The 25,411-nt window shown below is 65.1% G+C and carries 25 protein-coding genes, 1 tRNA gene, 1 other RNA gene and 1 pseudogene; 15 read left to right on the forward strand and 13 right to left on the reverse strand.

The features are described 5' to 3' along the window. The first annotated feature begins 270 nt into the window (after nt 1–270). From C493_RS09545 to C493_RS09555, 3 genes are all read left to right on the forward strand, one after another. Nucleotides 271–343, forward strand: a tRNA-Arg gene (locus tag C493_RS09545). Between the two features lie 355 nt (nt 344–698). Further along, complete coding sequence (locus tag C493_RS09550) at nt 699–1,052, forward strand: hypothetical protein (protein ID WP_007259219.1); 354 nt, start codon at nt 699–701, stop codon at nt 1,050–1,052. Nucleotides 1,053–1,248: 196 nt separating this feature from the next. Then, nucleotides 1,249–2,226: an esterase/lipase family protein gene (locus C493_RS09555; protein ID WP_152421132.1), complete on the forward strand. Its 978-nt coding sequence runs from the start codon at nt 1,249–1,251 to the stop codon at nt 2,224–2,226. A gap of 86 nt (nt 2,227–2,312) precedes the next feature. Here the strand turns inward: C493_RS09555 and rnpB are convergent. After that, nucleotides 2,313–2,697, reverse strand: an RNA gene (gene rnpB, locus C493_RS09925) — RNase P RNA component. 211 nt (nt 2,698–2,908) lie between these two features. On the opposite strand from rnpB, the gene C493_RS09560 reads away from it, so the two are divergent. Then, entirely contained in the window at nt 2,909–3,511 is a 603-nt protein-coding gene (locus tag C493_RS09560; protein WP_007259221.1) for a TIGR00296 family protein, read from the forward strand. 173 nt (nt 3,512–3,684) lie between these two features. After that, complete coding sequence (locus C493_RS09565; RefSeq protein WP_007259222.1) at nt 3,685–4,482, forward strand: sensor domain-containing protein; 798 nt, start codon at nt 3,685–3,687, stop codon at nt 4,480–4,482. A gap of 28 nt (nt 4,483–4,510) precedes the next feature. Here the strand turns inward: C493_RS09565 and C493_RS09570 are convergent, their stop codons facing one another. From C493_RS09570 to C493_RS09585, 4 genes are read right to left on the reverse strand one after another with little or no spacing between them, the layout of a single operon-like run. Continuing rightward, entirely contained in the window at nt 4,511–4,753 is a 243-nt protein-coding gene (locus C493_RS09570) for a hypothetical protein (RefSeq protein ID WP_007259223.1), read from the reverse strand. 25 nt (nt 4,754–4,778) lie between these two features. Further along, a complete protein-coding gene (locus C493_RS09575; protein ID WP_007259224.1) occupies nt 4,779–5,939 on the reverse strand; it encodes a nicotinate phosphoribosyltransferase in 1,161 nt (386 codons plus the stop codon). 30 nt (nt 5,940–5,969) lie between these two features. Then, entirely contained in the window at nt 5,970–7,433 is a 1,464-nt protein-coding gene (locus tag C493_RS09580; protein ID WP_007259225.1) for an Hvo_1808 family surface protein, read from the reverse strand. A gap of 24 nt (nt 7,434–7,457) precedes the next feature. Then, nucleotides 7,458–9,236 carry an Hvo_1808 family surface protein gene (locus C493_RS09585; protein WP_007259226.1) on the reverse strand — a complete coding sequence of 593 codons (1,779 nt, stop codon included), beginning with the start codon at nt 9,234–9,236 and terminating at the stop codon, nt 7,458–7,460. A gap of 147 nt (nt 9,237–9,383) precedes the next feature. Between C493_RS09585 and C493_RS09590 the strand changes: the two genes are divergently transcribed. From C493_RS09590 to C493_RS09595, 3 genes are all read left to right on the forward strand, one after another. Beyond that, on the forward strand, nt 9,384–9,959 hold the full coding sequence (locus C493_RS09590; RefSeq protein ID WP_007259227.1) for a cysteine hydrolase family protein: 576 nt from the start codon (nt 9,384–9,386) through the stop codon (nt 9,957–9,959). Nucleotides 9,960–10,077: 118 nt separating this feature from the next. Continuing rightward, entirely contained in the window at nt 10,078–10,239 is a 162-nt protein-coding gene (locus tag C493_RS23395) for a hypothetical protein (RefSeq protein ID WP_007259228.1), read from the forward strand. Nucleotides 10,240–10,294: 55 nt separating this feature from the next. Further along, nucleotides 10,295–10,489 (forward strand): hypothetical protein, encoded by a 195-nt coding sequence (locus tag C493_RS09595; RefSeq protein WP_049889276.1) that lies wholly within the window; start codon nt 10,295–10,297, stop codon nt 10,487–10,489. A gap of 114 nt (nt 10,490–10,603) precedes the next feature. Here C493_RS09595 and C493_RS09600 read toward each other — a convergent pair whose 3' ends face one another. After that, a complete protein-coding gene (locus C493_RS09600; RefSeq protein ID WP_007259230.1) occupies nt 10,604–11,092 on the reverse strand; it encodes a PaaI family thioesterase in 489 nt (162 codons plus the stop codon). A gap of 170 nt (nt 11,093–11,262) precedes the next feature. On the opposite strand from C493_RS09600, the pseudogene C493_RS24285 reads away from it, so the two are divergent. Together C493_RS24285 and C493_RS09610 are read left to right on the forward strand one after the other, a co-directional pair. Further along, nucleotides 11,263–11,352 (forward strand): annotated as a pseudogene (locus C493_RS24285) (DUF4385 domain-containing protein); the annotation flags it as partial. A 107-nt stretch (nt 11,353–11,459) separates the two neighbouring features. Beyond that, nucleotides 11,460–11,903: a DUF4385 domain-containing protein gene (locus C493_RS09610; RefSeq protein WP_007259232.1), complete on the forward strand. Its 444-nt coding sequence runs from the start codon at nt 11,460–11,462 to the stop codon at nt 11,901–11,903. 106 nt (nt 11,904–12,009) lie between these two features. Here C493_RS09610 and C493_RS09615 read toward each other — a convergent pair whose 3' ends face one another. After that, nucleotides 12,010–12,921, reverse strand: a complete 912-nt coding sequence (locus tag C493_RS09615; protein WP_007259233.1) for a hypothetical protein — start codon at nt 12,919–12,921, stop codon at nt 12,010–12,012. A gap of 61 nt (nt 12,922–12,982) precedes the next feature. On the opposite strand from C493_RS09615, the gene C493_RS09620 reads away from it, so the two are divergent. Then, nucleotides 12,983–13,702, forward strand: a complete 720-nt coding sequence (locus C493_RS09620) for a lipoate--protein ligase family protein (protein ID WP_049889277.1) — start codon at nt 12,983–12,985, stop codon at nt 13,700–13,702. Between the two features lie 133 nt (nt 13,703–13,835). Next, the gene (locus C493_RS09625; protein WP_007259235.1) at nt 13,836–14,324 is read left to right on the forward strand and encodes a DUF7529 family protein; all 489 of its coding nucleotides are present in this window, start codon (nt 13,836–13,838) and stop codon (nt 14,322–14,324) included. A gap of 92 nt (nt 14,325–14,416) precedes the next feature. Here C493_RS09625 and C493_RS09630 read toward each other — a convergent pair whose 3' ends face one another. Together C493_RS09630 and C493_RS09635 are read right to left on the reverse strand one after the other, a co-directional pair. Further along, nucleotides 14,417–15,385 carry a hypothetical protein gene (locus tag C493_RS09630; RefSeq protein WP_007259236.1) on the reverse strand — a complete coding sequence of 323 codons (969 nt, stop codon included), beginning with the start codon at nt 15,383–15,385 and terminating at the stop codon, nt 14,417–14,419. Between the two features lie 351 nt (nt 15,386–15,736). Next, nucleotides 15,737–16,420 carry a DUF5806 family protein gene (locus C493_RS09635; protein ID WP_007259237.1) on the reverse strand — a complete coding sequence of 228 codons (684 nt, stop codon included), beginning with the start codon at nt 16,418–16,420 and terminating at the stop codon, nt 15,737–15,739. Nucleotides 16,421–16,856: 436 nt separating this feature from the next. On the opposite strand from C493_RS09635, the gene C493_RS09640 reads away from it, so the two are divergent. Both C493_RS09640 and C493_RS09645 read left to right on the forward strand, forming a co-directional pair. Beyond that, nucleotides 16,857–17,993, forward strand: a complete 1,137-nt coding sequence (locus C493_RS09640; protein ID WP_049889270.1) for a thiolase family protein — start codon at nt 16,857–16,859, stop codon at nt 17,991–17,993. A 283-nt stretch (nt 17,994–18,276) separates the two neighbouring features. Further along, the gene (locus C493_RS09645; RefSeq protein WP_007259239.1) at nt 18,277–18,684 is read left to right on the forward strand and encodes a PLD nuclease N-terminal domain-containing protein; all 408 of its coding nucleotides are present in this window, start codon (nt 18,277–18,279) and stop codon (nt 18,682–18,684) included. Nucleotides 18,685–18,849: 165 nt separating this feature from the next. Here C493_RS09645 and C493_RS09650 read toward each other — a convergent pair whose 3' ends face one another. Continuing rightward, complete coding sequence (locus C493_RS09650) at nt 18,850–20,544, reverse strand: aldehyde ferredoxin oxidoreductase family protein (protein ID WP_007259240.1); 1,695 nt, start codon at nt 20,542–20,544, stop codon at nt 18,850–18,852. Nucleotides 20,545–20,772: 228 nt separating this feature from the next. Between C493_RS09650 and C493_RS09655 the strand changes: the two genes are divergently transcribed. Next, nucleotides 20,773–21,342 (forward strand): DUF2391 family protein, encoded by a 570-nt coding sequence (locus C493_RS09655; RefSeq protein ID WP_007259241.1) that lies wholly within the window; start codon nt 20,773–20,775, stop codon nt 21,340–21,342. Between the two features lie 18 nt (nt 21,343–21,360). Here C493_RS09655 and C493_RS09660 read toward each other — a convergent pair whose 3' ends face one another. From C493_RS09660 to C493_RS09670, 3 genes are all read right to left on the reverse strand, one after another. Further along, nucleotides 21,361–21,633, reverse strand: coding sequence for a hypothetical protein (locus C493_RS09660; RefSeq protein ID WP_007259242.1), 273 nt, complete (start codon nt 21,631–21,633; stop codon nt 21,361–21,363). Between the two features lie 319 nt (nt 21,634–21,952). Beyond that, a complete protein-coding gene (locus C493_RS09665) occupies nt 21,953–23,917 on the reverse strand; it encodes an AMP-dependent synthetase/ligase (protein WP_007259243.1) in 1,965 nt (654 codons plus the stop codon). Nucleotides 23,918–24,374: 457 nt separating this feature from the next. Further along, nucleotides 24,375–25,301 carry an MBL fold metallo-hydrolase gene (locus C493_RS09670; protein WP_049889278.1) on the reverse strand — a complete coding sequence of 309 codons (927 nt, stop codon included), beginning with the start codon at nt 25,299–25,301 and terminating at the stop codon, nt 24,375–24,377. Between the last annotated feature and the right edge of the window lie 110 nt (nt 25,302–25,411).

Consider the following 25,411-nt stretch of genomic DNA (forward strand, 5'->3'; position numbering starts at 1 on the left):
AACACAATATTAAATATTGCTACGGATTAGAATTGATTGAAAGTATCATTCTTTGGAATAGTGTATGGATAGTTACGACCCGAACGAGAGATCAGGCCGACAGCTGTCGTAAACGGCAGTTCCGCGCGATGGTCGACTACACGCTCGTTCGTCCGAAAGGGTCGGTGGCTCGAGAGTCGCGGTCTCGAGGCCGTTCGTGCGTGAAATTGTCGTGCGAGAGTCGATCGCTTTCGAAAGTGCTTTAATGTCCACGCGGCTACGTAGAGATGAGTCCTGATAGGGTAGTGGACTATCCTCTTGGCTTGCGGAGCCAGGGACCGGAGTTCAAATCTCCGTCAGGACGCTCACTTATCGCGAGTGCTTCACGTTGTTCAGCACTCGCTCTCGCGTTCGCGACCTGACGTGCCTCACGCTCACTTCGTTCGCGTGAGACTCCGTCAGGACGTTTTCACCGACGCAATAACGCCGAGCGCAGCGAGGCGTCTGCGTCGGTGCAAAACTCCGATACGGAGATTTGAGCAGGGAAGTCGCAGCGCGACTGAAGGGAGCGACCGTCTTCCCGCGTTCAAATCCCCGCCAGGACGCTCTGCAGGGCGGGTTTTGGTCGATCGTCGAAAAGCCTCCTCGAGTCCCCGATTCACTGCCAACAGGCACGAACGGGCGACACCTATTTTATCTCGAAGCGAAACGCTTCGAATATGCTCGACAGTCTGGTCGTCTTTCTGGTCAGTCTCCTGATCGGCGGACTGGGACTTCACGTCGGCGCCGTCGTTATCGTAGACGTTAGCAATTACACGTACGCGTTCTTCACCGCGCTGTTCGGCGCGATCATCTGGAGCGTCTTCGGCTTCCTCTTCGGCTGGATTCCGTTCCTCGGCCCGATAATCGTCCTGCTCGCGTACCTGGCCGTCGTCAAGCGACGATATCCGGGCGGCTGGATCGACGCTGCCGGGATTACGCTGGTCGCCTGGATCGCCGTGCTCGTCGTGCTGTACGCCCTCGCGACCGCTGATATCACGACGTTCGATGCCATCGGCGTGCCGGGGACGTGACGACGAATCGCTGACCCGACTGAATCGTTCGAACTGCGTTTCGGCCGCGAGCGGTCGCGCGGTCGCGACTCGAGTCGCCGTGCTCGTCTCGCATCGCCTCGAGTGCCGACTTCCGTCACCGATGAGCGGCCGTCGTGTGCCGACAGGGGCGTTACCGTCGCTCGGTTCCGAACCCGACCGCGGAGTGTCGAGGACGATGACCGGAACCCACCCCACCGACGACGGCGCACAGGAGGAGAGACGAACAAGCGGGGACGGCGGCGGAACCGAAACCGAAACCGGAGCCAAACGCGGCGAACGATCGCCCGGCGTGAGCCGTCGACGAGTCCTGCAGACGACCGCGGCGACGGCGGTCGGCGGCGCGGGGCTGGCCGGCGCGACCGGAACCGCCTCCGCCAGCGGCTTCACGGGCTGTGACGACTGGCTCGAGGCGCCCGCTGAGTTCCCCGAAATCGATCTGACGAGCAGCAACCCGTCGGCGATGAATTTCGACGACCTCGAGGACGCGGACGAACTCGTCGTTCACGTCCACGGCTGGCTGGGCCTCGAGACCAGCACGGAGCAGGCGTACACGCTCGAGACGTCACTCGAGGAAAGTGACTACGACGCGTCGGTCGTCGCGGCGTCGTGGTCGGCGGACACGCTCAACTACTGGGGCGCCGAGAGCGAGACGGAGACCGCGGGTCGGCGCCTCGCCTCGTGGCTACGAGCCGATCGAATCGACCTCGAGGAGACGACGGTCCGCCTCGTCGGGCACTCGCTCGGCGGTCGCTGCTGTCTCGAGGCGCTCGCGTCGCTCGGGGACGAGGCGACCGTCGACAGCGTCGCCCTCGTCGGCACCGCGGCCGACGACGACTCGGTCTGTACCGACGGGGAGTTCGCATACGGCGTCTCCACCGGCGCCGACGCAGTCTACAACTACCACTCCGAGAACGACGACAGCGTCTGCTACGGCTACGATGTCCAGTCGCTCTCGAGCGGTCTCGGCTGTGCCGGATCGGACTGCGAGGGCGGCTGGACCACCGACGACAGCGGCTCGGTCCCGGACAACTACACCGACGTCGACGTGACCGACGACGTCGATGACCACTGCGACTATCTGAAACCCGAGGTCGGCTGCGTGCCGCGACTCGTCGCGGATTTCGAGTCGGAGTCCGAGTCGGATGCGGAGTAGCGATTCGAACGCGGAGTGACGGCTCGGACGCGAGCCGACGACTCGAGGCGGCCGGTCGACGGCGTCGCCACTCGAGGTCGTAAAACGGGTGAGAGGAGTAAGCCCCCTTCTGTTCGTCCCGGCATTCGGCTGAGCGTCCGCGCCGTCCGCGACCGCAAAGCGGTCGCGGGGCGTTCGGGCTACCACGGCGCGGACTTGCACCGGTGAGGGTTCGCCGTTCCATCGATCCTCGGCCGTCAGGGTGCGGTCGATCGCGTCGAACGCGATCCACGGGTTCGAACCGTGTGACGAAGCGACCACACTCCCTCAGCGGGTCAACTCCCCTTCCTCTCGGTCGGGTTCGCACGCATCATCGGTCGGGCCGAGACGTGTCGTTTCTGTTCCAGAGCCAGCGGTCTCCCGCTCCGGACTTGCGTCCGGTCACCTGCCCGAACAGGTGGGGGGACTTTCCTCGCGGGCGTGATCCATCCCAACGGGATGAATCACGTTGTGGTTGCGCGTCCCGGAGGGACGCACACCCCTGGTGAGTCCGCCGTCGCCGGCGGACGCATCGCGGCAGCCAGGCTCTCTCTCCCGGTCGTCCTAGGCGCGGCGACCGAATAAGTCCCCCGGTCGAGGGGCATAAAAAAGCCGCCGAGTGGAATGGAAGCGTTTTAGGATAACTATACCCATGTGTTCCTGTATGTCTCAGGGACAGGGCGCCGACCTCTCCTACGAAGACGGTGCGCGTGCGGTCGAACTCGCGCGCGAAGCCGTCGAGTCGTTCGTACAACACGGGCAACGAGAACAGCCGGGCAGCATGCGCGAGGCCTTCTACCAGCGCACCGGTGCGTTCGTCCGCCTCGAGTCGACCCGCGGACGGGGCAGCCTGCGCGGCTGTGCCGGCGGCTACCGTTCCGGCGAGCAGCTGGGCCACGTCATCGTCGACGCGGCGATCGAGGCCGCAAGCGAGGACTCCTGTGGCTCGGAGGTAACGCCCTCGGAGCTACCGAACCTCACGGTCTCGATCTGTGCGGTCAACAACGTCGTCCTCACCGACGACCCGCTGGCCGACCTCGAGCTCGGCACCCATGGCGTCGCCATCGACGGCGGCGGCGAGGGCGGTTGGCTCTACCCGACGGTGCCCGTCGAGAACGGCTGGAGCGCCCGCGAGTATCTCGACCGAACCTGCCGGAAGGCGGGGCTCCCACCGAACGCCTGGCAGAACGACGACGTCGTCGTCACGCTGTTCGAAGGCCAGGTGTTCCGCGAGCGCGACGCCGACGGCAGCATCGAAGAACTCTGAACGCGCCTTGCCGATTGCGGTTGCGTCGCTTTCTTACAGGTCGCCGTCCCACTCGAGCCAGCGACGCCTCCTACTGACGTCACTCGCGTGTGTCGCTCGAGTAGCGGCGGACTCGAGTGGGCATACAAAACTCACTCGTCACGCTTATGCGGACCGACTGAGGGAGTGCGAACGTGACTCGGGAGTCCGAACCGACGCCGTCGCGGGAGTCGTCGGGCGGCGTCAGTCGACTGCTGTTCGCGACGGTGGCGCGCCCGTTCCGCCGCCAGACCGCGTTGAACTGCTGTTATCTGGCCCTCTCCGTGCCGCTCGGGATCGGTTACCTCGCCTTCCTCATCGGCGGGCTCTCGCTCGGGCTGACGCTTTCGGTACTCCTGATCGGCGTTCCCATCCTGCTGTTCGTACTGGGGACCAGCCACGTCTTCGCGGCGTTCGAGCGTACTCTCGCCCGCCGACTGCTCTCGGTCGAGATCGCTCCGCCGAGATACCCGTTTCTCGAGTCCGACGACCACCTCGAGCGACTCCGGGGGCTCGCGTTCGGGCTCGGAACGTACATGGCGATCTGCTTTCTCGCGACGAAATTCGTCGTCGGACTCGTTTCGCTGGCGTTGCTAGCGGTACTACTCGCACCCGCCGTCGCGCTGGTGCTGGCGCCGCTGTACTATACTCGAGCCGAGAGCCTCGCGGACGCCTTCGGCGACGGGTCGATCCCGCTCGCGTCCGCGGTCGACCTCCCGTGGCACGCGATGCTCGTCGGCGTCGAGGTCGTCGCCGCGGCGGTCGGCTCGGTCGCGACGTCGCTCCCTCGAGCAGTCGCCGTCTCGGTCGTCGGAGTCTTCGCCCTGCTCGTCTCGCTTCGGGTTCTCAACGTCTTCGCGAGACTGGTCGGACAGTTCAGCCGGGTGTTTCTGGGCTCGTTCGCCGTCTCGTCGGGTGACGGGACCGAGACGAAGACGGAACGAGTGCGCTGATCGGAACTGAAACACAGACGGAATCCGTTCAGGCCTCGAGTCGCGCCGAAAGCAGTTCGTCGAACGCGCCGACGAGAGCGTCGACGACCAGCCAGAGCACGGCGACGTTGCCGAGGACGAACAGCGCGACGCCGACGAGCACGGACGACCCCATCGCGGCCATCGCGAGCCAGTTGAGCGCGACCGCGAAGCCGCTGATCGCGATCAGTTTGAGCGTCAGCATCGTCGTGACGGCGTCGCGGGCGGACGGAGACTCGGTCGAGGCGACCATACCCGACCGTCTCACTCGGTCCGTATCAATTCCCGTGCTGGTCGAATCCGACGGCTTCCGCGTCGGCCAGACACCGCTCGCTCGCCGACTCGAGGTCGAACTCGCGGACGACTTCGCCGTCGCGAATCAGCGGCTCGAGAAGCGACTCGGCCTCGTCGGGGCCGTCGCGGTCGGCCAGCGCGATCTGGTGGCCGCCGTCGGGCGTTCGGTAGACGTCTTTGACCCCCGAGAGCTTGCCGCGTTTGGAGATCGGTTCGCCGTCGACGGCGACGATGTCGAGGCTGAAGTCGACGGAGTCGGCGCCCGTAATGTGGCTGCCGACGCCGAAACCGTCGGCGACGTCCCGAAGCGACCGAATTTCGTCGGGATCGAGGCCGCCGCTACAGAAGATGTCGACGTCCTCGTGACCGCGAGCGTCGAGGTCCCAGCGGACTTCGCGGATGATGTGTCGGAAGTCGCCGCGTCGAGAGCCGGTCGTGTCGATGCGGACGCCGTCTAAGTCGTCGCCGAGCGTCTCGGCGGCCAGCAGGCTCTCGCTTTTCTCGTCCCAGAAGGTGTCCGTCAGCGCGATTCGGGGGACCGATTCGGGGACGGCCTCGTCGAACGCCGTCCAGGCGTCGGCCTGGTTCCCCTCGCCGAAACAGAACATGAGCGCGTGGGGCATCGTCCCGCCCGCCTCGCGGCCCAGAACCTCGCCGGCTGCGACGTGTGAGAAGCCGTCGAGCCCCGCCAGCAATGCGGCCCGTTCGACCGACGCCGTGATCGATGGGTGGACGTGGCGAGCGCCGAACGAAAGCACCTGCGAGTCGGGCGCCGCCAGTCGCGCCTCGAGCGCGGCGGTCGCGAAGCCGCTCGGCTGCGAGAGAAAGCCCAGCAGCGACGTCTCGAGTTCGGCGAACTCGAGGTAGGGGCCCTCGATGCGCATCACCGGACCGCCGTCGAACAACTGGCCGTCGGGCAGGGCATCGATATCGACGGCTCGACCCTCGAAGAGCGTCGCGACGTCGGCAATCCCGGTGAACACCTCGAAGGAGCCGGTCGGGAACTGGTCGGCGGTTACTTCGGCGACGACGTGCGGATTCTTCCCTGCGTGCTCGAGGGTCGCGCGCGTGCGCTCGAAGTAGGCGTCCGTGGCGCGGCCCTCGAGGACGGCCGCCGCCGGGACGGTTCCGAACGGGTTAGACATACCCTCGGTTTCCGGGGGAGCGTACAAAAGCTACCCGTCTGCCGGCGCTGACGCTGCCGACGCCACCGGACTCGACTGGCCGACGGAGGCGGTCGGCGCCGATTCGGGCGTACGTATCTCCTCGAGGTCGTCGACCGCCGGTGCGCCGACGATTTCGACGGTGTCGCCGTCGACGACGACGCGGTAGGCGCCGGCGAAGGGATCGCCGTCGGGGATGCGGTAGACGCCCTCGGACCCGTTCTGCGGCTGCGGCTGTGCCTGCATCTGCGTCTCGACGACCGATTCGCCGCCGTGACTCTCGAGAAGGTCGCGGTACGCGTCGGCGAACGTCGCCGCGTCGGCCTCGCTCTCCCAGGCGAGACGCCAGACGTGGCCGGTTTCGGTCTCGTCGCCGTCGCCGGCGGCGCGCTCGTAGACCACCATCGTATCGCCGGCCCACCCCTCGGTCGCGGGATGGGAGTAGTTGTACGGCGAGAGGTCGGTCGCGCCCTCGGTGAGCGGTCGCTCGACGACGCCGTCGGACCACAGCGAGGCGAAGATCGTCGCCTCGCCGATGGTCTCCGTGCGGACGTCGCCGTCGCGGGTGATCGGCTCCCACTCGTCGCTCGAGCGATCCGTAACGCCGACGTCGATCGGTCGGTCGTCCGGATAGCGCTCTGGATGGATCAGCTGGCTGGTGCTCGCCGGATACTCGTCGTAGGCCGCGTCGACCGCGTCCCAGCCGTCGGCTCGCTCGTACAGGTCGGCGACGAACGCCGGTCCCTCGGAGTAGGGCGCGTAGGTCGAGAGCAACAGCCCGAGGTTAGGGTCGTCGGCCGCGCTGATGGTCGTGGCGGGGTCGTGGTCGACGACGCACTGCCACTCCCGATCGCAGCGCTCGTCGTAGCGGTGGGGAACGTAGTTCGCCTCGCCCTCGAGCAGGCCGAGTTCGGCCCGCCGCTCGTCGATCGTTTCGCCGCGTCGCTCGAGGCCGAAGTGCTGGTCCTGGAGGGCGTGGACGAGTTCGTGGACCAGCACCTCGCGATTGAGGCGAATCTCGTCCGCGTCCTCGACGATAACGACGATCTGATCGTTGACGTAGTACCCCTGAACGTTGGCTCCCTGAAGATCCGCCATCGCGCGGTTGACGTCCGTCTCGCCGTCGACGACGAACGCCCCCCGCCACAGTTCGTCGACGAACGGCGACGCCGGCGTCGGCTCCCCGCGCTCGCTGCGGTACTCCGCGCGCGTGATCACCTCGAGTTCGACGTCGTGGTGGAACTTTAGCCCGCGAATCGCCTCGATGCGGGCCATCGAGCGGTACTTGACATCCTCGAGTTGGGATTCGGTGAGCGTCTCGCTGTCGTCGAACGCGAACGCGTCGTCGTGGGCGTAGCCGGCGACGTACCCCGGCTCGCGGTCGGTGTCGAACTGATCCGGCGAGTGCGGAAGGGTACAGCCCGAGAGGACGACGAGCCCGAAGAGGGCGAGCAACGCGAGCCGGCGACGGTCCATACGGAAGGAGTTGCTGCGGTGTGGTCAAAGCCCCATCGCTCGGCCGCCAGCCCAGGCTGATCGGGCACGCTGCGCGGCGACGCGCTCGCAACCGGAGTTTCGGCGGCGGACGGCGGCCGAATTCCAGCGCGTCGCGGCGGTTGGGTGTCGAACCGTCTCGACGTCCGGTCGGCGACGACGCCGACCGCGTCGCCGAGCAACGACGAGAACGAGACTCCCGGAGACGCCGACGATCCCGAGAGGGACGCCGAAGCCGGCCATCGAATCGTCGTCGCTCGCGTCTGCGACGTCGATCCGCTCGAGTCGATCGTCGCCTTCGGGCGCGGCGCCGTCGGCGATGGCGTCGAGGTCGTCGACCGACGGGGCGCGAACGATCGTCACCGTCTCGCCGTCGCGCTCGAGGAAGTAGGCGCCGGGGAACTCGTCGTCGATCACGTACGTATCCCGTCGATCGTCGACGGCCTCGGCGTCGTGGATCTCGAGCAGGTCGAGGTAGCCGGTGGCGAACTCCTGGGCGCCCTCGCTCGAGCGCCACTCGGTCTCCCAGACGTAGCCGGTATCGTCGGTCGTCGATTCGGTGCCGTCCGCGGCGTCGGCGTTTACGTACGTGACCAGTTCGTCGCCGGCCCAGTCGTCCGTGTACGGCTGGTCGTAGTCGTACATCGTCTCGTCGTCGGTCTCGAGGACGGCGTCGTCTTCGATGACGGCCGGCGTCGTCGAGTCGGAGAGGTCGCCGGCGAACATGCCGACCATCGCCGTCTCGCCGGCGGTCTCCGTGCGCACCTCGCCGTCGACCTCGAGGGGCCGCCAGGCGTCGTCCGAGCGATCCTCGAGATCGATCTCGACCGGGTCGCGGTCGTCCTGGTGGATGATCGTCGACGCGCTCGCGGGCGGGTCGTCGTAGGCCGCGTTCACCGCGTCCCAGCCGTCCTCGGCCTCGAGGAGGTGGTCGACGTAGGCCGGGCCGTCGCTGTAGGGCTGGTAAAGCGCGAGGTAGATCCCCCAGTTGAGGTCGGATTGACCGCCGAAGCCTGTCTCGGCGTCGGGGAGACACGACCACTCCTCGCTACAGCGTTCTCCGTACTCGGTGTCGATCCACACTGCATCGCCCTCGACGAGCCCGTTTTCGGCGGCCTCATCGTCGATCGTGGCCCGGTCGAACCGCGTCAGGTCGAAGTGTTGATTCTGTAGCGCGTGGGCGAGTTCGTGGCCCAGAACGACCTCGTCGACCTCAGGTTCGTCGGGGTTCTCCGAGACGAGGACGATGCGGTCCTCGACGGGTTCGTAGTAGCCCTCGACAGTGCCGCCGTACATCGACTCGAGTTCGTCGTCGGCGGGCGTCTCGTTGTCGACCATAAACAGCGCCTCGTAGGTCACGTCCTGTTTGAGCCGTTCGTCGCCCGTCGGCGCGACGAACGCGTCGTCGTGGTCCTGCTGGAACTCCTCGCGGGAGATGACGTCGACCGGAACGTCGTCCTCGAAGGTCAGATCGCGAATCTCCTCGACGCGAGCCATCGACCGGTAGACGACCGACTCGAGGTCGTCGTCCTCGAGTGCGGCGGTCTCGGCGTCGTCGACTGCGAGTTCGTCGTCGTACCAGTAGCCGTTGACGTAACCGACGGTGCCCTCGGTCGTCGGCTCGTCCGGTCGGTCAGCGGCGTCGTCTCCCGACTCCGGGGTCGCGTCGTCGGAGCCGTCGGCGAACAGCGCCGGCCCGGCACCGACCGTGACCGCGACCAGTGCGAACCCGACGATAGCGACGGCCACGACGACTAACTGCGTTCGCGTCAGTGAAATCCTCATCTGGTCTGATAATTCCCCATACGGAGGCGAGTGTAAAAAGACCGCTGATCGAACGGTCAGCCGTCGAGCGGCGTTCGGTTCGACTCGACCGACGTATCATCGGCCCAACTGAAAGACGTTTATGCGATCGCCGCCGTAGCAGCCGATATGCACCTCGAGCCAGCGCGTACGGCTGTCGTGGTCGTGGACATGCAAAACGGCTTCTGCCATCCCGACGGCTCGCTGTACGCCCCGGGAAGCGAGACCGTCATCGAGCCGATCGCGGAACTCGTCGAACGGGCCCGAGAAGCCGGAGCGCAGATCGTCTACACGCGCGACGTCCACCCGCCCGAACAGTTCGAGGACGCCCACTACTACGACGAGTTCGAGCAGTGGGGCGAACACGTCCTTGAGGACTCCTGGGACGCCGAGATCGTCGACGAACTGGCCGTCGCTGACGCCGACCACGTCGTCGAAAAGCACACCTACGACGCCTTCTACAATACGGAACTCGAGGGCTGGCTGAACGCCCGCGGAATCGACGACCTCGCGATCTGTGGCACGCTCGCGAACGTCTGCGTGCTCCACACCGGCGGCAGCGCCGGCCTGCGTGACTTCCGGCCGCTCATGGTCGAAGACTGCATCGGCTCGATCGAAGACGAGCACAAGGAGTACGCCGTCGAGCACGCCGGCTGGCTGTTCGGCGAAGTCGTCGACAGCGACGACCTCGAGTTCGACGGGTGAGTGCGGGCGCGAACGCGAGCGTTTTCAATGCGTCGCTCCCAAGGGCCGGTATGATATCTCCGTTGAACACTCGGTCGAACCGACTCGAGCGCGCGACGCTACCGGCGGGTGAGACGGCGTGAACGAGCGACGACTGCAGTCGATGTACGTCGTCGGCATCGTTCTGAACGCGGTCGCGCTCGTCTACGCGCTACAGGACGGCTCGCCGCTGTTCGCGGCGACGTTCGGTTTCGTCATGGTGTATCTCGGGATCAGATTCTGGATGGTCTCGTCGTCTTAACGGTCGACCAATTACAGGCGAGTACGTATCGGCCGTGGGCGGAAACGAGCGATCGATGCTCGAGTCAGTCCCTCCATACGTCGAGACGGCGATCTACGGCTACTTCGTTCTCGTCGCGGCGATCGGCTGTTACCTCCACGGCCGGTACTGGCTCGCCGCCCGCCGAACTCGAGGGCGCGACCGAGACCAGCCCGCCGCAGCGAACGTGAGTGCCGAAGAACGTACCGACCGTCCGCGGACCGACGGCTGATACGGACTGCTGTAAGTCATTGACGGAGCGACCGCAGGAGGGCGCGTGGTCGCCCCGGTAAATCGTTACAGCAGACCGTATGAGACGGTTCGATAGCTCCGGTCCTCGTCCTCGTTACTGCTGTGAGCGAAAGATCCGATAGGCACCCTGCCCGGTCGCGACCTCCTTCGTCTCGCCGTTCGGCGCCGTGCTCTCGACCGTGATCTCGGTGACGCCGACGCTTCGGCCGACGCGGACGACGTCGGCCGTCGCGACCAGATCGTCTGTCGCCGGTCGCAGGTAGTTGACGTTCAGGTTGATCGTCGCGATGCGCACGTCGAACGGATCGTCCATTTCGGTCCGGAGCACCAGCCCGCCGACCGTGTCGATCAGCGTCGCCGCGATGCCGCCGTGGAGGTCGTTGCGGTGATCCTCGGGCGCGGTCGGCCGCGCGTTGCTCAACTTTTCGTCGTAGGGGATCGACATCGACATCGTCCCGTCGCCGACGTTTTCGACCGTCGTCCCGATCCAGGAGAGAAACTCTTGGTGATTGTCGATGAAGTACTGTAACAGCTCCTCGAGGTCGTCGAACGCCTCGAGATTCGCTCGGATATCGTCGGACATGTCACCCCCTCGCAGAGGGACGTTCTTTACGGCACCGTTTCTCGACCCGCCCGTTGTCGACGGTTGTTTTCGCTTCGCATCGACGGTCGGTCGCAAGCCCAGGGGCTATCCGCTGGCCGACTTCACTCGAGGCAGAGAGACCGCTTTCCAGCGGGTGATGCTCCCAATCCATGACCGACGACGGACCCGAGTACGAGACCGACTTTCGCGCCGCTCCCGACGAGTACGAAATCGGCCGCGGCGAAGAGGGTGTCTTGCAACCACCTTTTTCCGTTCGGGTTCGCTTCGCTCACCCCTCACGCAAAAATCTGGACCAAAAAGGCTGCCTCGCGCCGATGGCGCTCGGCAGCGGTGACCAACCGAACCCATGACCGACGACGGACCCGAGTACGAGACCGACTTTCGCACCGCTCCCGACGAATACGAAATCGGCCGCGGCGAAGAGGGCGTATTTAAAATCGAACCGTACAAGAGCGAACTGCTCCCGCTGTGGTCCTACAGCGACGAAGATGCGGCCCACGAGTCCGCCGACGCGATCTACGAACGCTACGAGCAGTATCGAGACGACGGTGAGTTTCCGGGAATGGACATGGCCCGGAAGTACCTCCAGATGGGCTACACGCGGGCGATGCGCTACGCGAAGTACCCCGGCGGGCGGAAGTACGACGACGACGGCGACGAACGCGAGCCGGAACGGTGGGCCGATCCGGAAAAGCGAGCGGCAGCGCTCGTCTTCGAGGCGTACTGGAAACGCGTCCGCGAGGACGAGGCCTACCAGCGGGCGAAGGAACGACATCGAGAGCGCAAGTGAAGTACCTCGGGGACAAGCCCCGAGGCACTCTCGCTGTAACTCTGTAGATCGACCGAGGCTGCGCGTCAAACGTGGGTCGCCGTCGCTCGAGAACGACTCTCGTCGCTCACTCGCCGGGTGACCGGTCGATTCGAACTCGAACCCGCTGACCGACGTCGAACTCGCGATCCGGACAGATCAGCTTCGCCCCGAAGTCGGCGTCTCGAGCGCAAAACAGCGAGAGTCCCGTAATCGGCTCGCGGTTTGCCGCCACTGTGACGTCGTCCCACGCGACGTTGCGTCCCGTCGCGGTACCGACGCGGTCGCCGTTGAGGGTGATCGACGTCGGCGCGGAATCGGTTGCTCGAGGCTCGTCGGCCGTGGCCGTTCGCGTGGCTCGCCGGAGAACGCCGCCGCCGTCGTAGTGTGGAAGCCCGCCGTCGAGGACGCCGCCGCCGTCCGCTCGGACGCCGACGAACGTCTCGCCCGGGTCCGGGTGGGTCGGCGCGTCGAGGACGGCGTAGGTGTCGCCGGTCGCGACGACGGTGCCGGTGCCGTCCCACTCGAGGGCTTGCAGTTCGGTCCCCACCTCGAGCGGGAGCGACCCCGACGCCCGGTGGAGGTTCTGGTCGGGTCGCCGGAACCCGACGTGGAGGTGGTTGTCGACCCACGGCGCGAAAAAGCCCGCGCGGACGAGCGTCCCCAGCGAGTCGCCGCGCTCGACGCGCCGGCCCGCTTCGACCTCGGGTTCGACGTGGAGCACGCGCGCGACGAGCCCCTCGAGTGCGGCGGGACCGGTACACTCGAGCAGAATCAGGTGGTCGTGCTCGGGCGCGTAGGGTTTCGGCGGCGCCCTGACGGCGCGGGTCTCGAGGACGGTCCCTGAGACGGGACTCGGCGCGACGGCCGTTCGCCCGTCGCGAAGCGTCCCCGGGTACAGATCGACCGCACAACCGTCGTCGTGGGCGGGATACGGCGAGTTGTACAGGGAGAATCGCCGATACTGCGACAGCAACGACTCGGTGAGCGTGACGGCCATCGATGGTCGGTCCCGACTGCGCAGCGAGAACGTTTAGGTTCGTCGGGACGAACGCCGGATGATGCGAATTCTGCGCGGCCGCGCGGAGACGATCGACGCCGATCGCGGGGGGAGTCGTCGCCTCCTCGAGATCGCCGGCGGCGGCGAGTCGGCGGTCCGCGTCTGGTCGCCCCACCGCCAGCTCGCCTTCGGTCGCCGGGACGCGCGACTCGAGGGGTACGACTGCGCCCGCGAGGCCGCACGTGAGTTGGGTTTCCCGCCCGTCGAGCGACGCGTCGGCGGTCGGGCCGTCGCCTACGACGGCGAGACGACGGTCGCGTTCGCCCGCGCCGACCCCGTCGCGGACTTTCGGCGAGGGACCGACGAGCGATACGAGCGACTGACGACGGACGTCGAACGCGCGCTCGAGAGGCTGGGTCTCGAGCGAATCGAACGCGGCGAACCCGACCGCTCGTTCTGTCCCGGCGCGCACTCGCTGTCGGCGGTCGACGGCGCCGGTCGACGGCGGAAGATCGTCGGCATCGCCCAGCGCGTCCGAAGCGACGCCGCCCTCGCCTCGGGGATTCTCCTGGTCGACAGCGCCGACGAGCTTGCGAGCGTCCTCGAGGACGTGTACGGGGCGCTCGACGTTCCCTTCGATCCCGCGTCGGTCGGCACCGTCGCGTCCGGCGGCGGCCCGTCCGATCCGGCTACCGTCCGGGCGACGCTGGAGGCTGCGCTCGTCGGTGACGACGCCGCGAGCGCGACGATCGAGTCCGTCGACGACGGCGTCGACCCCTGACGGCGACGGCAGTCGTCCAGAGACGAACTGCGGTGACCGCCGAATCCGCGACCGAATGCGGGAAGGTTTTTCGGCGCGGTCACCGGGAATGGTGTATGAACGCTCGAGTGCACCCGAGCGCGGAGGCGGACCGATGACGTCGACGACGGGTCCCCGATGGACGACGTTGCTCGAGGACGCGGCGGCGATCGCCGACGAGTACCGAGACAGCGGCTGGGACGTCGTCGTGCTGGAACCCGAGGCCGTCACGCCGGTCGAAGACGAGGCGCGAACCGGATTCGACGTTCGAGTCTCGACGGCGGAGTACGACCTTGTCGCCGACCTCATCGACGACGGTCCCGTCACGGTTACTGCGGCCGACGTCTACTATCGGCCGCCCGACGCCGACGACGGCCGACGGGTCGCCCTCGCGGTCGAGCGCGACGAGGAGACGGAAACGGCCGTCTTCGTTCCGCTTGCATACGACCTCGAGGAGTCGCGGTCGCTGTTCGAGACGGCGCTGCTGGACGAAGAGTTGCTGGTACACGTCCTGACCGACGAGACCGACGGCTGGGTCTCTTTTTCCCACGACGATCCGTCGCTCTTTCTCGAGGAATCCGATATCCGCCGGTGGGACCGGTAGCGAACGGTCGCTGCTACCGCACCGTCGCTACCGTTCGACCGCTGCTACCGCACCGTCGCTACCACCGGCCGTCGTTCAGGGGTCGCGTCCCCTCAACACGAGTCGAACTCGAACTGGCCGTTGAGCGCCATCGAATGCCCGTCGTAGTAGGCGTAGAGGTTCTGCGGCGCGGTGTACTGCCCGCCGTAGTGACCGACCGGCCCGTTCGTATCGATGATAGTGTCGGCGTGATCGTCCGTGAAGTGGAAGTTGTCGCGCTCGTAGACCGTTTCGCCGTCGAGCCGATAGCGGACGATTCCGTCCGCGTTCGCCTCGCCGTCGGTGATCGTGTTCACGCACACGTAGTACTCGAACTCGTACCAGACGCCGGGTTCGATCTCGGGGGCGCCCAGCGCGTACTCCTCGCCCTCGAGCAGGTGGTCGTGATCGCCCCAGCCCGGGTGGTCCACGTGGTACGTGTTCGACAGGAGGTGGAACGGACCGTCGGGGTCGGTTCCACGGTTGGTCACGTACAGTCGGTTGCTCCAGCCGTTGGTGCCGGTCGTCTCGGTACCGCCGGCGCTCCCGACCCCTCTCGAGATTGCACAGTTCCAGAGCCGGCAGGTCGAGAGGTCTTGGCCGTCCATCGTCCATCCGGAGTCCAGTGCGAAACGCACGCGCCCGTTGAGTTCGAACAGCCCGTCGTCGAAGTCGTAGTGGGTGCTCACGCCCCAGTTGTCGCCGTCGGCGATTCGAAGCTGCAGGGCCTGCTCGCCGGACGCCGTCGGACTCGAGACCATCGTGAGGTTCTCGGGGGAACCGTTCGACCGACGGTAGACGTCGCGCCAGTCGTCGTAGTCGTCGTAATCGAGGTGAACGATGCTGTCTGGTCGCTCGCACGCTGCGGCCGCCGTATCGCTTCCGAAGCCGACCGTGCCGAGCAATCCGCCGGCACCCACGAGCCCGCTCAACTGGAGCGTCCGACGTCGGGTCATCTCGGTTTCGGCCTGCGTCGCAGTCGTCTCGCGGCCACCGTCGTGTTCAGCCGTCCGCTGTTCCGTATCGTTAGTATTCGAATCCATCCAGCTTGCTGTTGGTGTGTTATTCCTAATTGTATCGATGTAGATACCAGTAATATGACCTGTGTAGCGTCCAAACGTGGACAGTTGTCCAGCGTGAAAGTAATTTATTTTTGCCATTACGCACCGCCAATCGGTGACGACCGGCACCGTTCCGCAACGCTCGAGACGGACGACGTGTCGTCGACGCTCGAGCGAATTGCGAGCGGCTATGACCGCAAAAGACACCTCCTGGGAGACGGTAACCGACAACCTACCCCGCAGAATCGTCCGTTCGTTCGTGTACAACAGTCGACAGGCGATCCGTTATCGAGTCACTCGACATCGACTCGGGTCACTCGACACCGGTCTCCGTCACGTTTCGTCTTGTTCGCGCAGTTCTTCGCTCGCCTCGCGGACCTCCCGCATCACGCTCGAGATGCGCTCTTCGGCCTCGAGTTCGTCCTCGACGGAGAGGTCGACGCCCTCGACCTCGAGCAGGAATTTGGCGACCTCGGTCGATTCGTACATTACGTCGTCGAGTTCCTCGGCGGTGAAGAAATCACACATCGCGCCGTAGAGGAAGGTCGCGCCCGCGGTTCGGACCTTCTCCTCGAACGACGAGCGAGCCTGGTTGACCGCCTGGGGCGTGTAGGTGTCGGTCATGAACGGCACGAGCTCAGGGAGGTTCTCGCCGATTTTGGTCATTTCGACGCCGGTTTCGGTTCGGAAGTCAGAGCAGAGGCGGGCGATCGCCCACTCGCGCGCGGTAATATACGTCCGATCGCGAAGGAACTCGTTGACGCGGTCGTACTGCGCGCCGTCCATCTTCGTGAACCGGGCGTACTTCTGGACGTCCTCGGGGACGTCGTTCGCTTCGGGTTCGGGATCCGGAACGTTCGGCATCGGCGCGTCGTCTTCGGTACCATCTTTCGCATCACCCGCGGCGGCGTCGTCCGTCGAATCGGTCGGCGCGTCGGCGGTCGGGGCGCTAACGTCGCTGCCGTCCTCGTCGATGTCCGATTCGAACTGCGCGGCGTTCGGGCCGTCCTCGTCCATGGACCCGTATTACCAGCAACCCGAGATAAGGGTTGTTCTCGAGTGGTCGCCGCCGATCGGTACAATCGTCTTCAGCCGTCTATATCGGCCGCTCGAAGTGGTCTTGATTCCGGTCTCACTGTGCAAGCACCAACAGTATTGGCGACAGTTTCGACCGCACACCGTTCGCCCTCGAAAAGAACGGTCGCTCCCAATGCGATAGCAGCGATCCAACCGCTGCGCTCTCAGCGAGTGCTGATGGCACCCGTTCAGTCGACGACTGCTCGAGACCGCCCCCGAACCAACCGGGGCGCAGTTCACTGCGAGAGCCTTGAACACGACGGTTCTCGAGATCGGCCTCGAGAGCGACGAAATAACCGGTTCCACGAGAGTAAACGGCTTTCGTGTGGCCGGGAGTTCTACCGGATTTAAGTTCGTGAGGGTTATTCGGTACGGTATGTCACAGACGCCAGTCGTAGTCAAGGCAGTGCGGACGCCACAGGGGAAAGAAGACGGCGTGTACGCAGACGTTCGCAGCGAGGACCTCTCCGTCCCGCTGATCGACGAAATCCTCGCCGAAACCGGTCTCTCCGGTGACGAGGTCGACGACCTGATGTGGGGCTGTGCCCAGCAGCGCGGCCAGCAGGACAACAACCTCGCGCGCATCATCGCGCTCCTCTCGGAGCTCGGCGAGAACGTTCCCGCGACGACGATCAACCGCTGGTGTGCCTCCTCGATGCAGGCGGTAATGTCGGCGTCCGACGCCATCGCGGCCGGCAACCGCGACGTCATCATCGCCGGCGGCGTCGAGAGCATGACCAACGTCCCGATGGACGGAGGCAGCACCGACTACCACCCCAAGCTGGCCGAGATGTACAACATCGGCGAGCTCCAGATGGGGATGACCGCCGAGAAGGTCGCCGAGGAGTACGGCGTCAGCCGCGAGGAACAGGACGAGTACGCCGCCCGGAGCCAGCAACGCGCCGAGGAAGCGACCGAGGAAGGTCGCTTCGAGGACGAGATCGTCCCGATCGAAACCGACGACGGCACCGTCACCGAAGACGAGGGCATTCGTCCCGGTACCACGGCCGAAAAGCTCGCCGAACTCCCGACCGTCTTCAAATCTGATGGCACCGTCACGCCCGGCAACGCCTCCCAGATTTCCGATGGTGCCGCTGCCGTGCTCGTCACGAGCAAGGCCTTCGCCGAGGAGAACGATCTCGAGATCCTGGCCGAGGTCGGCATGAACAACGTCGCCGGCGTCGACCCGACCGTCATGGGCATCGGCCCGGTCCCCGCAACCGAAGGACTGCTCGAGCGCAACGGTCGCGACATCGACGAGTACGATCTGGTCGAACTCAACGAGGCCTTCGCCAGCCAGTCGATCTACTCGCGGGACGAACTCGGTATCGATCCCGAGATCTTCAACGTCAACGGCGGCGCCATCGCCATCGGTCACCCGCTCGGCGCCTCCGGCGCTCGCCTGCCCGTGACGCTGATCCACGAACTCAAAAAGCGCGGCGGCGGCCTCGGCCTGGCGACGCTCTGTGTCGGCTTCGGACAGGGAGCGGCGATCGAGTTCGAGGTCAACTAAGGCGGTTATTCTAGGTTTTTTGGTCCAGATTTTGCGAACGAGCCGCGATAGCGGCGAGTGAGACAAACGGTGGTCGCGCCAGGGTGCGGCGATCGAGTTCGAGGGGAACTGAGACACGGCACCCGATTTCTCGTTTCGTCGTCGCAAATCCGTGAGCGACGCCACGATCGGCTCGAGACGCCACCGTCGAAACACTCGCGACTCGAGACTGCACCCCCGGCGACACCTCGCGTGAACGCCGACATGACCGGGAATTTAGATAGCTCGAACCCGAACGGCTAGTATGAGCAACATCCTGCTGGCGGCGCTCATCGGCATCCCGCTGGCCTGGCACCTCGGGCTCACCGCGATCACCTACTACGACGCCGAGCGGGTCGGCATGGAGCCCCGCAAGAAGTGGGTCGCGATCACGTTCTGTATCCCGCTCTTTGGCTTCTTTATCTACCTCTTCGAGCGCAGCGAACTCGATTACGATCCCGACGAGGACCCATACCGTGGGAACAATTTCAACATCCACCCGTCGAGAGCCGACGACGCGCCGCTGCGCTCGCGCGGCGACGACCGGCCCGATCCCGACGCGGAGTGGGACGGCGACTGGGAGGAGACGACCGAGTCGTCCGAATCCGACGAGTGGGGCACGCAGCGTGGAGAGTGGGGCGAGCGAGACGACGAGACCGACGACTCCCGGTAGCGGGGTCGTGGCGAACCGAGCCGCGACGCTCCTCGAGGGGCGCTCCGTGTCTCGCAGACCGCGAATCGCAGATCGCAGATCACAGATCACAGACCGTACTCGAGAGCGCTCGCTACGGAGCGCGGTATCCGGTCGAGGCCGGACGAAACGCGAGACCGGTCGAACTCAGTCGTCCGCCGGTGTCGCGCCGCCGCTTTGTCCGCCTTCGAAGCGCTCGGCGGGCACCGTGCCGTCGTCGTTCCAGCCCCGTTCCGCGTAGTACTCCTCGAGTCCGGTCTCGAAGTCGGGGATCTCGTAGGGGACGGTGTCGTCGTCGCGGTCGAAACCGCGCTGGTTGTTGAAGTGGCGCTCGAGGGAGACGACGGTGCCGCCGAGTTCCAGCAGCTCCTCGTAGTCGGCGTCGAGCAACTGCTCGAGTCGCTCGGGCGTGACGAAGTCCCGCGAGAACTTACAGAGGACGCCGCTGTCTTTGATCGCGTTGAGGTTCTCGAGTTCGACGAGTTTGGGAGGTTTCCCCTCGAGGCCGTCCTTTTCGAACGCGTCGTCCTGGTCGACGAGCGGGTACTCGTAGGGGTAGAACTCGGCGTACATGTGGTCGGCGCCGCGGTTCGAGGTGGCGAAGGCGAGCCCCTGACCGTTCAGCGTTCGGCCGTCGTGAGCGGGGAACTCCATGCCCTTGGCCGTCCAGTTTTCGACGCCGAGTTCGTCGTGGAAGGCGTCGATACCCTCGGCGAGCGTGTCGCCGACGTCCTCGCGGTAGGCGATTTTCTCGACGAGGTCGTGGATGAGCTCGGCGTTGCCGAACTCGTCCTCGCTCGCGAGGTAAGCCGCGACGGCGTCGCCCGCGGAAATGGTATCGAGCCCGAGTTCGTCACAGAGCTTGTTCGACTGCATCACGTCGACGACGTCGTCGACGCCCGAGTTCGAGCCGAAAGCCATGACGGTCTCGTACTCCGGCCCCTCAGTGACGACGCCTCGCTCTTCGTCTTTCGTCGGGAGCTTACAGGCGAAGGCACAGGCCGAACAGGTTCCTTTCTTGTACTTCTTCTCGGCGACGGCGTCGCCGCCGATGTCGGATGCCCCTTCGAAGGAGAGCTCGGAGAAGTACCGCGTCGGCAGCGCCTCGACCATGTTCGCGTACTCCGTGACGGAGGTCGTTCCGGACTCCTTCATCGGGTGGTCGACCTGGGCGGCCTCGCCGTGGATCTCCATCTGAACCTGCGGGATCTCGACCTCGTTGGTCGAGTCGCCGTCGAAGGTGATCGCCTTGACGTTCTTCGAACCGAGAACCGCGCCGAGTCCGCCGCGGCCGAAGGCTCGCTCCTCGGAAGTCATGATCGAAGCGAACCGAACGCGGTTCTCGCCGGCCGGGCCGACGACGACCGTGTGTTCCGACTCGAGGCCGTGTTCGTCCTCGATGTAGTCGCAGGTTTCGGGAACGGTGGCCTCCTCGAGATTTGGAACGTCCTCGAACTCGACGCCGTCGTCGGTGACGTGGACGATGACGAGGTCGTCGCTCGCGCCGGTGATCTCGACGGCGCTGTAGCCCGTTCCGGTAAAGTTCCGCGAGAGGAAGCCGCCGGCGTTCGACGACAGCAGGCCGTCGGTCAGCGGTGAAACGCTCGTCGCGGACATCCGTCCGGTGAAACTCATCGTCGAGTGCTGAAGCGGGCCCGTCGCGAAGTAGAGGCGGTTGTCGGCGCCCAGCGGATCAGCGTCGAAGGGGATCCGATCGTGGGCGAGTTTCGTTCCCAGCGCCCGCCCGCCGAGGAACGACTCGAGTACGTCGTCGATTGTCTCGGTTTCGGCTGTCCGTTCCCCGACGTCGACCGTACACAGTGGTCCCCGAACGTGTTTCATGTGATTGGTATTGCCTTCCGTGGCTGCAAAACGGTATCGGTTCGTTCTATGCTATCACCGAATTTTGATGTGGTCCTACACAATATCTGTATCTTCATTGTGAGACAGTCAGTAAAGCGATTGTCTCACGCTATCGAACTGACGTCCAGCGCCGCTTCGTCGTCTCGTCCCATGCGGAAGAGACGGTCGTTCGACGACCTTTACGTCCGATAGTGAGAGGGAACTCGTATGTCACGATCGGAGCGGCCGCCGAACGATCCGACGCTCGACGACCTCTACGAGCAACTCGAGACCCTGGAGGAGACGGTCGACGATCCCGCCGAGCGCACGGAAGTTCGTCGGACGATGCGGCTGGTCGACCGGCTCTCTCCCGCGGGGGCTGTCGGGGACGTGATAACTCGATTTACGGGGAAGGACAAGGCGGAGGCGTTCGTGGGCAGCGTCGTCATCGGCATGCCGCTGCTCGTCGAGGACGGCGTCCTCGATATCGGCGAGTTCCTCGCCGAGACGCCGGCGTTCGCCGCGATCAATATCGCGCTCGCCGTCGCCCTGGTGGTCGGCATCCTCTACGTCGCCGACTTTCGCGAGGTCCAGATTCACAACCCATACCTCGGCGTCGTGCCGCGCCGGCCCGTCTGGGTGCTCGCCATCGCCTTCGCGACCGCGACGGCGATGATGACCCTCTGGGGTCGCGTGACGTGGGACGAGCCGTGGGTGAACCTCTGTCAGGTCTCGGTGATCTTCACGGCGATGGCGATCGGCGGTTCGCTGGGCGACATCTTGCCCGGCGAAGACTGAACGCCGACGAGAAGCGGTTCAGTCCGACGCCTGCAGCTTCGCGACTTCGTCGTCGGGAACGTGCAGTTCGTCGTCGAGCACGACCTCGAGTCGGTCGTCCTCGAACAGGCGATCGATCTGCTCGTCGGTGAACCGGCCGTCACACTCCGGACCGATGAACGTCACGAAGCGGTCGGTACGCTCGACGACGGTCGCCAGCGAGTCGCCGGTGCGGTAGTAGTAGCGAACCGTCGTTCCGGGGAAGAGGGCGTCCGACGTCGTTCGGGCGTATTTCCAGCGGGGACAGACCATACTCGAGGACAGTCGGAAGGTGCTATATTTCTTGTGGACGACTTGGATTCGAACCGGGCAGAATCGGAACGAATCACGATCGGGAATCGTCTCCCACCTCGACCGGTCGCTCGTCGCTGGCTCTCATCGCCTGGAAAATCGGTCGTCTCACAGCGCGGCGGGACCACGACAGTAGCGACTGGACATCATACGCACCCGGTCGACGACGGACCTTGCCATCGGTGTGAAACTCGGGTGAGCAGCTACGATAGCCGTCAGTGCCAGCGACCCACAGACAGTGTTGTCGTGGCGTCTCCGGATATCGGCCCGGGTGGTCAGATCAGGCCTCCGCCTCGGCGTACATCCGGTCGACGCGGTCTTCGAACTCGTCCATGATGACTCGTCGCTTCTTCTTCATCGTCGGCGTCAGCATGTCGTTCTCCTCGGTGAACTCGCGCGGGACGAGTTCGAACTGCTTGATCGTCTCGTGTTTCTCGAAGTCTTCGTTGACGCGGTCGACCTCCTGCTGGATGTACTCGCGGACACGGTCGTCGTCACACAGCTCCTCGGAGTCGTCGGGAAGGTCGATTCCCTCTTCGTCGGCCCAGTCGCGAACGTGCTCTTCGTTGGGGACGAGCAGTGCGCCGATGAACTTCTCGCCGTCGCCGGTGACCATCGCCTGTTCGACGATCTCGCTGGCGGCGAAGGCGTCCTCGATCGGACCCGGCGCGACGTTCTTCCCGGTCGAGAGGACGATGATCTGCTTGACGCGGTCGCGGAACTCGAGGTAGCCGTCGGGTCGGATGTGGACGATGTCGCCGGTCCGGAACCACCGCGTGCCGTCGTCGTCCTCGGTGAACGAGCCCTGGGTCGCGCCGGGCTTGTTCCAGTAGCCCTGCGTGACGTTGGGGCCGCTGACGAGGAGTTCCCCGACGTCGCCGGGGTCGTCGGTAAAGGCCTCCTGGTTGGCGACGCTCTCGTCGACTTTCAGGTCGACGCCGTCGAGCGCCGGACCGATTGTTCCGATCTTGACCGCCTCGGGCGGGTTCGTCGTGACGACCGGCGATGTTTCGGTCAGTCCGTACCCCTCGTAGATCGGTAGTCCCATCGCGTGATAGAGCTGACAGAGTTCCTTCGAGAGGCTCCCGCCGCCGCTGATGAGTAGCTCGATTTCGCCGCCGAGTGCCTCCCGAACCGTCGAGAAGACGAGTTTGTCGGCGAGCGCCTGCTTGGCCTTGAGAATCGGGCCGGGACTGTCGGCTTCCTGGTACTGAACGCCGACGTCGGTCGCCCACTCGAAGATCCGCCGTTTCGCGTCGGATTGGCTGGCCTGTTCGCGGATTCCGTCGTAGATCTTCTCGTAGACCCGCGGAACGCTCGTCGCGGTCGTCGGCTGGACGAGTTCGAAGTCTTCCTGGAGCGTGTCGGGATCCTCGGCGTAGGCGACCGAGGCGCCGCTGGCGAACAGGACGAAGTGGCCCGCCGTTCGCTCGAAAACGTGGGCCAGCGGCAGGTACGACATCGCCTTCGACTCCTGGTCTAACGTCGGGACGTCGTCGGCCTTGTCCGGCCGCGGGCCGTACCGCTTGCGGACCGCGTTGACGTTCGAGCGGAAGTTCCAGTGGGTTAGCTGGACGCCCTTCGGCTGGCCCGTCGTCCCGCTGGTGTAGATCAGGCTGGCCAGATCGTCGAGTTCGACCGCGTCGATGCGGGCTTCGTAGGCCTCGCGGTCGAAGTTCTCCTCGCCGCGGTCGTAGATCTCTCCGAGGGTGTGGATGTCCGAGCGGTCGTCGTACCCCTCGAATTCGTCCATCGAGACGATGAACTCGAGGTCCAGTTCGTCCTCGACCTCGAGAACTCGTTCGAGCAGGGCCTCGTTTTCGACGACGACGGCCGAGGCGTCGGGATCGTCGAGGAGGTACTCGACCTGATTCGGCGAAGAACTCGTGTAAACCGTCGTGATGGCGGCACCGGCGGTGAGCAGGGCGAAGTCACACTGGGCCCACTCCATTCGGGTGTTGGCGAAGATGCCGACGCGATCGCCGCGGTCGACGCCGAGGTCGTGAAAGCCCGCCGAGAGCTTGCGTACGATATCGGCCATCTCGGCGTACGAAATCGCTCGATACTCGCCGGGCGTCGCCGCCGGCAACACGGAATCGGTCAGGGACCGATCGTAGATGCCGCCTTTGTAGCGCTGGGCTGGACGGTTCGAGTTCCGTTCGACGGATTCTTCGAACATTCGTCCGAGCGTCGTTTCACCGATCACCTCGTCTTCGTACTCTCGTTCGGCCTCCCGCCAGTTCATATACGCGTGACAGTACCTCCCGTACGATAAAACGTAGTGAAACTACGGGGAGTCTACTTCCGCATCTCTCAGAAACGCATAATGAGTATACAACGCCTATAATGCCCTATATCGAGGATGCACCAACAACTTCTTGAGAGTTTATCAGTAGGGAAAGGTGACAGTTTCGTCTCGCGTCACGAGAAAAACGGATACTGGTGAATTCGAGGTTCGTCCATTCGATCGGTTCTTCAGTCCCCATTCGTTACATTCCATCGTCGCCACGAGGGCTCGGCCGTCGAACCGAGTTGAATGGACGGCCATCAGTCGGTTTCGCCACGGTCGCTGGTCGGATCTGATTGACCGAGAAACCGATCCAGCGCCGACGAACCATCTCAGGGGGAGACAGGAGCACACCCGTTAGCCAGCGTCCCGATCGGTCGATTCGGCGACCGTGACGGTCCGTCCGAGGTCGGGCTCAGTCGCGGCGCTCGAGAAAGCCGAGTACGCCGCGCGTGTTCAATACCGCTTCCGCGCTGGCCTTCTCGGCGCCCCAGACGTCGACCATCTCGTCCGTCTCCGCGAAGTGGTCGATGACTGCGGCGTCGTCCTCGAGTTCGTCGCGTTTCGATTCGACGGCGTCGACCCACTTCTCGAGGACGTCCGCGTACGCATCGAGCGCGGCGGCGGCGGCGTCGCCGACCGCTCGCGGGCCGAAGTGCGTGTAGAGGAGAACGTCGGGATCGATCTCTTTGAGCAGTTCGACGTCCGCGAGACACTGCTCGAGGTCGAAATCCGACGGCGGCGAGGTCTCCCGAACCTCCTCGGTCTCGGGAACCCAGATACCCGCGGCGTCGCCGACGAAGACGGCGTCGTTGGCCGGATCCTCGAAGACGACCTGGTGGAAGGCGTGGCCCGGCGCCTCGTGGACGCGCAATTCGTGCTCGCCGAGGTCGACGACGTCGCCGTCCTCGAGTTCGACGATCCGGTCGTCGTCGATCGGCGTCGGTTCGACGTAGTACTGCCACTGGTCGCCGACGGCGTCTTTGGTCCCCGCGACCAGCCGCGAGGGGTCGGCGAGCAATCCCGCGCCCGCTGCGGACACGTAGACGTCGGCGTTCGGACACGCCTCGGCGAGGTAGCCCGCGCCGCCGGCGTGATCGAGGTGGATGTGTGTCACGGCGATGACCTCGAGTTCGTCCCGGCCGATGCCGAGTTCGTCGAGCGCCTCGAGAATGCGGTCGTGGTTGGTGCCGATTCCGGTCTCGACGACCGCGGGACGTTCGTCGTCGAGGATGTACGCGGCGCCGTAGGCCTCGGTATCGTACATCCCGGTATCGAGACAGTAACAGTCCGTGCAATCACCAGCCGTCACCTCGAAAACGTCACCGATGTCCGGTCCCATACCGGTATCCCTGCGGCGACCGAGATAAAAGCTGTCGTCGCGGTCAGACCGTCGATCCGTTCCGTCACCGGCACTCTCGCCGTCGCACACTGGCCGATACTACCTTTACA

The organism is Natronolimnohabitans innermongolicus JCM 12255, assembly GCF_000337215.1.
GTDB lineage: Archaea > Halobacteriota > Halobacteria > Halobacteriales > Natrialbaceae > Natronolimnohabitans > Natronolimnohabitans innermongolicus.

Excerpts from the sequence above, each read along its gene's own strand:
- C493_RS09550 (WP_007259219.1), top strand. The coding sequence starts at position 699 with ATGCTCGACAGTCTGGTCGTCTTTCTGGTCAGTCTCCTGATCGGCGGA.
- C493_RS09555 (WP_152421132.1), top strand. The coding sequence starts at position 1,249 with ATGACCGGAACCCACCCCACCGACGACGGCGCACAGGAGGAGAGACGA.
- C493_RS09560 (WP_007259221.1), top strand. The coding sequence starts at position 2,909 with ATGTCTCAGGGACAGGGCGCCGACCTCTCCTACGAAGACGGTGCGCGT.
- C493_RS09570 (WP_007259223.1), bottom strand. The coding sequence starts at position 4,753 with ATGGTCGCCTCGACCGAGTCTCCGTCCGCCCGCGACGCCGTCACGACG.
- C493_RS09575 (WP_007259224.1), bottom strand. The coding sequence starts at position 5,939 with ATGTCTAACCCGTTCGGAACCGTCCCGGCGGCGGCCGTCCTCGAGGGC.
- C493_RS09580 (WP_007259225.1), bottom strand. The coding sequence starts at position 7,433 with ATGGACCGTCGCCGGCTCGCGTTGCTCGCCCTCTTCGGGCTCGTCGTC.
- C493_RS09585 (WP_007259226.1), bottom strand. The coding sequence starts at position 9,236 with ATGAGGATTTCACTGACGCGAACGCAGTTAGTCGTCGTGGCCGTCGCT.
- C493_RS09590 (WP_007259227.1), top strand. The coding sequence starts at position 9,384 with ATGCACCTCGAGCCAGCGCGTACGGCTGTCGTGGTCGTGGACATGCAA.
- C493_RS09595 (WP_049889276.1), top strand. The coding sequence starts at position 10,295 with ATGCTCGAGTCAGTCCCTCCATACGTCGAGACGGCGATCTACGGCTAC.
- C493_RS09600 (WP_007259230.1), bottom strand. The coding sequence starts at position 11,092 with ATGTCCGACGATATCCGAGCGAATCTCGAGGCGTTCGACGACCTCGAG.
- C493_RS09610 (WP_007259232.1), top strand. The coding sequence starts at position 11,460 with ATGACCGACGACGGACCCGAGTACGAGACCGACTTTCGCACCGCTCCC.
- C493_RS09615 (WP_007259233.1), bottom strand. The coding sequence starts at position 12,921 with ATGGCCGTCACGCTCACCGAGTCGTTGCTGTCGCAGTATCGGCGATTC.
- C493_RS09620 (WP_049889277.1), top strand. The coding sequence starts at position 12,983 with ATGCGAATTCTGCGCGGCCGCGCGGAGACGATCGACGCCGATCGCGGG.
- C493_RS09625 (WP_007259235.1), top strand. The coding sequence starts at position 13,836 with ATGACGTCGACGACGGGTCCCCGATGGACGACGTTGCTCGAGGACGCG.
- C493_RS09630 (WP_007259236.1), bottom strand. The coding sequence starts at position 15,385 with ATGGATTCGAATACTAACGATACGGAACAGCGGACGGCTGAACACGAC.
- C493_RS09635 (WP_007259237.1), bottom strand. The coding sequence starts at position 16,420 with ATGGACGAGGACGGCCCGAACGCCGCGCAGTTCGAATCGGACATCGAC.
- C493_RS09640 (WP_049889270.1), top strand. The coding sequence starts at position 16,857 with ATGTCACAGACGCCAGTCGTAGTCAAGGCAGTGCGGACGCCACAGGGG.
- C493_RS09645 (WP_007259239.1), top strand. The coding sequence starts at position 18,277 with ATGAGCAACATCCTGCTGGCGGCGCTCATCGGCATCCCGCTGGCCTGG.
- C493_RS09650 (WP_007259240.1), bottom strand. The coding sequence starts at position 20,544 with ATGAAACACGTTCGGGGACCACTGTGTACGGTCGACGTCGGGGAACGG.
- C493_RS09655 (WP_007259241.1), top strand. The coding sequence starts at position 20,773 with ATGTCACGATCGGAGCGGCCGCCGAACGATCCGACGCTCGACGACCTC.
- C493_RS09660 (WP_007259242.1), bottom strand. The coding sequence starts at position 21,633 with ATGGTCTGTCCCCGCTGGAAATACGCCCGAACGACGTCGGACGCCCTC.
- C493_RS09665 (WP_007259243.1), bottom strand. The coding sequence starts at position 23,917 with ATGAACTGGCGGGAGGCCGAACGAGAGTACGAAGACGAGGTGATCGGT.
- C493_RS09670 (WP_049889278.1), bottom strand. The coding sequence starts at position 25,301 with ATGGGACCGGACATCGGTGACGTTTTCGAGGTGACGGCTGGTGATTGC.